3 protein-coding genes are annotated in these 6,581 nt (G+C 59.1%); 2 read left to right on the top strand and 1 reads right to left on the bottom strand.

The genetic code is table 11. The annotated features are described in order from the left end of the window. Together Q0510_RS23230 and Q0510_RS23235 are read left to right on the top strand one after the other, a co-directional pair. A partial coding sequence (locus Q0510_RS23230; protein ID WP_298717149.1) for a tetratricopeptide repeat protein occupies window positions 1-2,398 on the top strand: 2,398 nt, incomplete at its 5' end. Window positions 2,399-2,413: 15 nt separating this feature from the next. After that, the gene (locus tag Q0510_RS23235; RefSeq protein WP_298717151.1) at window positions 2,414-5,146 is read left to right on the top strand and encodes a sugar-binding domain-containing protein; all 2,733 of its coding nucleotides are present in this window, start codon (window positions 2,414-2,416) and stop codon (window positions 5,144-5,146) included. Between the two features lie 137 nt (window positions 5,147-5,283). Here the strand turns inward: Q0510_RS23235 and Q0510_RS23240 are convergent. Next, window positions 5,284-6,581: alkaline phosphatase family protein (locus tag Q0510_RS23240; protein ID WP_298717153.1), on the bottom strand; the 1,298-nt coding region annotated here is incomplete at its 5' end.

The following is a 6,581-nucleotide window of genomic DNA, read 5'->3' on the forward strand; positions in this document are numbered from 1 at the left end:
TATCGAGCTGATGACCGGCGTCTATACCGACAACCAGCCTGATTTCAGCTGGCTCATGCCTTACGAAGAGAAATCCTTCACCCAATATTTCCTGCCCTACCGCGAGCTGGGCCTTGTACAGAACGCTACCCGCGACCTCCTGCTCCACAGCACCCAGGAAGGCAGCGACCTGCATGTGAAAGTGTTCGCCACCGGCCCGGAAACCCAGCAAACGCTGGAGATCCGCGTGAACGGGGAGCTGATTTACAAAGATGTGTTCAGCGCATCGCCGGAGCACATCTTCCAGCAGCGGATCCCTTTGCCCGCGGGCACTGCGGCATCGAATGTGGAAACCATCATCCGCGGAACGGACGGGAACGTGCGCCTGCGGTACCAGCCATCCGCCCCTAAAGAAACCGCTATCCCCGAGCCCGCGCAGGCCGCCAAATCGCCGGCGGATACGGAGAATAACGAACAACTTTTCCTCACCGGCATGCACCTCGAGCAATACCGGCACGCCACCTATTCACCCGTGGATTATTATACCGAAGCGCTCCGCCGCGACCCCAAAGACGCGCGGAGTAACAACGCCCTCGGCGCCTGGCTCCTCCGCAGGGGGCAGTTCGCCCGGGCGGAGAAATACCTCCGCAAAGCCGTGGACACCCTCGTGCAAAGGAACCCCAATCCCTACGACGGCGAAGCGCTCTACAACCTCGGGCTCTGCCTGCAGCTGCAGGGCCGCCTGTCCGAAGCGTACGACGCTTTCCATAAAGCCGTGTGGAACAGCGCCTGGCAGGACAGCGGGTATTTCGCGCTGGCGCAGATCAGCACCAGCCGCGGGCAATATGCGCAGGCGCTGGAGCAGATCGACTGGTCTATCGACCGCAATGGCCGCAATAACAAAGCCCGCGCCCTGAAAGCCGCCATCCTCCGGAAACTCGGCTGGCACGAAGAAGCCCTGGCCGCATGTACCGAAGGCCTCCGCCGCGACCTCTTCAACCTCGGTTTATACCACGAACAATGGCTGGCACACGAGCAGCTGGGCAACGGCAAAGAAGCGGGCATCGCCAAAAGCGCCCTGCTCCGCCTCGCCCGTGACCATGCCCCCAATTACCTCGAGCACGCCCTCGACAATATGGCCGCCGGACTTTACGAGGAAGCCATCGCCTGGCTGGGCTTCATGCCGGAAAACGCCTCGCCGCTCAAATACTACTACCTGGCCTGGTGCTACGGGCAAACGGGCGATGAGAATTCGGCGCTGCAGTTCCTGCGCAAGGCCGCCGCGGCCGATCCGTACCTGTGCTTCCCCAACCGGATCGAAGACGTGAACATCCTGCAATATGCCGTCGAGCATAATAAGGCCGACGGCAAGTCGCCTTATTACCTGGGTTGCCTTTGGTACGACAAAAAGCAATACGACGAAGCGATCGGCATGTGGCAGGAATCGATCCGCCGCGACGCGGAATTCCCCACCGTTCACCGCAACCTCGGCATCGCGCTTTACAACAAGCGCCAGGACGCCGCGGGGGCACTGCAACATTTCGAGAAAGCTTTCGCATTGGATACCACAGATGCCCGCGTGCTCATGCAGCTCGACCAGCCGCATAAGCGCCTGGGATCGCCCGCCCGGGAGCGCCTCGACCGGCTCAACAACCACCTTAGCGCCGTGGAATGGCGCGATGACCTCTACCTCGAACATGCCGCGCTGTATAACTTCCTCGGCGAGCATGAAAAGGCACTGCAACTCCTCCTCGACCGCAAATTCCATCCCTGGGAAGGCGGAGAAGGCAAAGTATCCGGGCAATATGTGTTTGCGCTGACGGCGCTGGCGCGGAAAGACCTGGCCGCCAACCAACCCAAAGCAGCGATAGAAAAACTGCAAAAGGCGCAGGAATGGCCGGATTCGCTGGGAGAAGGCAAGCTCTTCGGCATCCGCGAAAACGATGTTCATTACTGGATGGGCAAAGCCCTTGCAGCCATGAACCAGCACGCCGAAGCCGCGCAGTACTATAAAAAGGCGACGGAAGGCTCCTCAGAACCGGTAGCCGCCATGTATTACAACGACGCGCCCCCGGAGAAGATCTTCTACCAGGGCCTCGCCTGGGCCGCGCTGGGTGAGAAAGACAAGTCGGAAGCCATTTTCAGAAAGCTGATCGCTTACGGGAAAGAACACGGGCAAGACCCCGTGCGCATCGAATACTTCGCCGTTTCGCTGCCCGACCTGCTTATTTTCGAAGACGACCTCACCGAAAGGAACCGCCTGCACTGCGTGTTTCTGCTGGGACTGGGTTATCTTGGCCTCGGGGATGCAGCGAAAGCCTCCACCGCTTTCCGCGAAGTGCTGGAAAAAGACATGCACTTCGGCGCCAGGGCACATTTGTCGTTCATCCAGGAAGCTACCGAAACAGCATCCGTTTAAATCGTTATCAAGACCATGCGAAGAATCATTATAACAACGCTTTTCATCTGTATCGCCATCGGCGCCAACGCGCAATCGCTCCCGTTGTCGGGGAACTGGCAATACGCCATTGACTCGCTCGACGAAGGGATCAGCCAGGGATGGCAGCACAAATCATTCAAACCTACGCTCCGCCTGCCCGGTACGCTCGACGACGCCGGTATCGGCCGGAAGCCCGCGATCTCCGCGGATTCCCTCACCCGCGAGGTATTGCTCATGCTCACCCGGAAACACCGTTACGTAGGGCCGGCCTGGTATGCGCGCGACATCATCATTCCCCAAAACTGGAACGGCAAACACGCTTCCCTCCTGCTGGAACGCGTGCTCTGGACCACCCACGTCTGGATCGACGGGAAGGAATTCGGCACCCGCAACCTCGTGAGCACGCCGCACCGCTACGACCTGGGGCAGCTCACACCGGGCAAGCACCGCATCGTGATCCGTGTCGACAACCGTAAGCAATACGACATGAGCGCGTCCGACATGGCCCATGCCTATACCGACGGCACGCAGATCATGTGGAACGGCATCCTGGGGAAAATGGAACTGGAGGCCCGTCCTGCCGCGCGCATCGCCGATCTGCAGACCTGGCCCGACAAAAAGAACCGCATACTTCGTATAACAATTACAATGATAAACGAGGGGCCCGTTTCGGCCGGGTCCCTCTTGCTGCAGACCGGCAAATTGAAAAAGAGCCTGCCGGTGCGGTTGCAGGAAGGGGAAAACAAACTGGAAGCGGAGCTCCCCGTGCCGGAAGGTTTCGCGGAAGCCGACGAACTGGTCACCCGCCTGAAGCCCCTGGTCCAGGCCGTGCTGCACACGCTCACGGCTGATCTGAAAACACCGGCTTCGGCAGACAGGAAGCAGCTCCGTTTCGGATGGCGCGAGATCACCAACCACAACGCGCATCTGCAGGTCAACGGCAAGCGGATGTTCCTCCGCGGCACCCTGGAATGCGCCATCTTCCCCCTGACCGGCCATCCGCCGATGGACCGCAAGGGCTGGGCGAAAGTCTTCAACTCCGCCAAAGCATACGGACTGAACCACCTGCGTTTCCACTCCTGGTGCCCCCCGGAAGCGGCATTCGCGGTGGCAGATTCGATGGGCTTCTACCTGCAGGTGGAATTGCCATTCTGGAACAAAAACGCCGGGCAGGACAGCGCCATGAATAACTGGCTGGCGCTGGAAGCGGAACATATCAGCCGCGAATACGGCCATCACCCCTCGTTCTGTTTCTGGAGCATGGGCAACGAGCTGGAAGGGAATTTCAACTGGCTGGAAGAAATGGTGGCAAAGTTGAAGAAAGAAGATCCGAGACACCTGTATTCGACCACTTCCTTCACCTTCCAGCAAGACCATGGCGCATGGCCCGAGCCCGGCGACGAATTCTTCATCACCCAGTGGACGAAAAAAGGATGGGTGCGCGGACAAGGGATTTTCAACACCATCGCGCCATCTTTCAACAACGATTACACCAAAGAAACGGAGGGGCTGAACGTGCCCATCATCACGCATGAGATCGGGCAGTACTCCGTTTTCCCGAATATGGAGGAGATCAAGAAATACACCGGCGTCCTCGACCCGCTGAACTTCAAAGCGATCCGTAACGACCTGCAACGGAAAAACCTGCTGCACCTCGCGCCGGCTTTCCTGCAGTCGAGCGGCAAGTTCGCGGCGCTGTTGTATAAGGAAGAAATCGAACGGGCGATGAAGACGAAGTATTTCAGCGGTTTCCAGCTGCTGGACCTGCACGACTTCCCCGGCCAGGGCACCGCCCTGATCGGTATCCTCGACGCTTTCTGGGACAGCAAGGGCCTTGTAACGCCCGAACAGCACCGCATGTATTGCCAGCCCGCCGTGCCGCTGCTCCGATTCGAAAAAGCGACCTACCGCAACGGCGAAACTTTCAAAGCCGCCGCGGAAGCCGCCAACTTCAGCGGAGGCGTTCTGCAAAACATCACGCCCGAATGGACGGTGAAAACCACCGCCGGCAAGCTGGTATTCAGCGGCAAGCTCTCACAGCAGGATATCGCGGAAGGGACCGGCCAGCAATTGGGTGAATTCTCCTTCCCGCTGGCAGGTATTGCCCGCGCCACGGCGCTGACGGTCACCCTTCGCCTCGGCGAGCGCCGCAACGAGTGGCGCATCTGGGTGTATCCCGAAAAACAGCAAAGTGAATATGCAGACGTTCACTATACCCGCAACATTTCCGAAGCGATGGACCTGCTTCAGCAAGGCAAAAAAGTACTCCTGAACCCCGATACCGCACAGATCCACGGCGTGGATGGCCGCTTTGCGCCTGTATTCTGGAGCCCGGTCCACTTTCCGAACCAGCCCGGCACGATGGGCATCCTCTGCAACCCGAAACACCCCGCCCTGGCCGACTTCCCGACGGAAGCATGGTCCGACTGGCAGTGGTGGCACCTCATCACTTCCTCCAAAACCATGATCCTGGACGAGCTGCCCGCCATCGACCCCGTTGTGCGCGTGATCGACAACTTCTTCAAGAACCGGAAAATGGCCAATGTGATCGAAGCTTCGGTAGGTAAAGGAAAACTGGTGCTCGTATCCGCCGATCTCACGACCGACGCAGACAAACGCCCCGCCGCAGCGCAGCTCAGGCGCAGCCTCATGGCTTACATGCACGGAGCGCGCTTCCAGCCCAAAGTTGCTTTGACGGAGCAGCAGGTGCGCTCTTTATTGAAATAATTTATAGTAAAACAACTGCGGCCTGCGGCGGATTTGAATAAGAAACAAATCTGACGCAGGCCGCGGCTATTGTGAGCGTGCATTAAAAAGCCCGCGGAACGGGTACTTCCGCAGGCTATCGCTAAATGGGAAAAAGGTTAAGGTTTTTTGGGATCGATCGCTTCCCCGATCACGTGCCCGATGTTGCCGCTCGGCACCTGGATGTTGAGAAGGGCTGCGATGGTGGGCGCGATGTCGGTCATGCCCATGGTGCGGTAGCTGCGGCCGCCGCTTTTGATGCCCCATCCCATCCAAACTAACGGAATGTGGGAATCGTAAGGATACCATAGTCCGTGCGTGGCGCCATTGCGGCTGCCGTTTTTCACGCCGGAGTTCATGATGATAACGATATCGCCGCCCCGCTTGCGGTTGTAGCCGTTTTGGAGCATCGTCTGCAGCGGCTGGTGCAAGCCGGCTTTGCCGATTTCCGGAAGATAGATGGCATCGGAGATAGCGGGTACGGATCGCAGGCGGCTGATGATGTAATCCGAAACCTGCTTCATGTCTGCATTTTTAGCCGCAAAGGCAGGGCGATCCAGGTAGAGCTGGTCCGCCGCCGTAGCCATGATGGCGTTCTTCACACCGTACATCTTTTCCAGTTCGGTGTTCAGCGACTTCACGATACCGCTGCCATCCAGGGTGCCGGTGGGCAGGCGGTGCTCTTCAAGGTAGCCGGGAGAATGCGAAACGCCGTGGTCGGCGGTGATGAAGTACAGCCAGTTGCCCTTGCCGAAGCGGGTGTCGAGGTAAGTGAAGAAATCGGCCAGGTCTTTATCGAGGCGGAGGTACACGTCTTCCGTTTCGATGGAGTTGGGGCCGAACTGGTGGCCTACCGCATCGGGCGAGGAAAAGCTTACCGCCAGGAAGTCGGTCGCTTTGCCGGCGCCCAGCCCGTAACCTTCGATGGCGGCTTTCGCGAATTCGAATGTCAGCGTGTTCCCGTAGGGCGTGGAGCGGATGGAACCGTTCTCCTGCCCCGCGAAGCGGTGCGGGAATACCGGCGCGGATTCGTGCCTGAATTTGTTTTCGTAGTTCTTGTCGTCCGCTTCGCTGAGCTTGTAGGTGGCGATGGGATACATCGTTTCCCAGCCGCCGGCCAGCAATTGTTGCGGGCGTTTCGCCGCGTTATAGCGCTGCGCCCAGGCGGGCAATTCCTGCATGTAGTAGGTGCTGGTGATCCAGTTGCCGGAACTGCCATCGTACCAGAAAGCCGCATTAGCGGCATGGCCTGCGGGGAGGATGGAACCCCTGTCCTTCAGCGCCACGCCCACCACCTTGCTCTGGTATTGCGTGGCCATGCGCAGTTCGTCGGTCACTGTAGTGGTGAGCATGTTCCGGGGCGACATGCCGCCTTTTTGGGCAGCGATCCCCACGGGGCGCACGGTACTGTCTTCCG

The organism is uncultured Chitinophaga sp. (assembly GCF_937874145.1).
Classification (GTDB): Bacteria; Bacteroidota; Bacteroidia; order Chitinophagales; family Chitinophagaceae; genus Chitinophaga.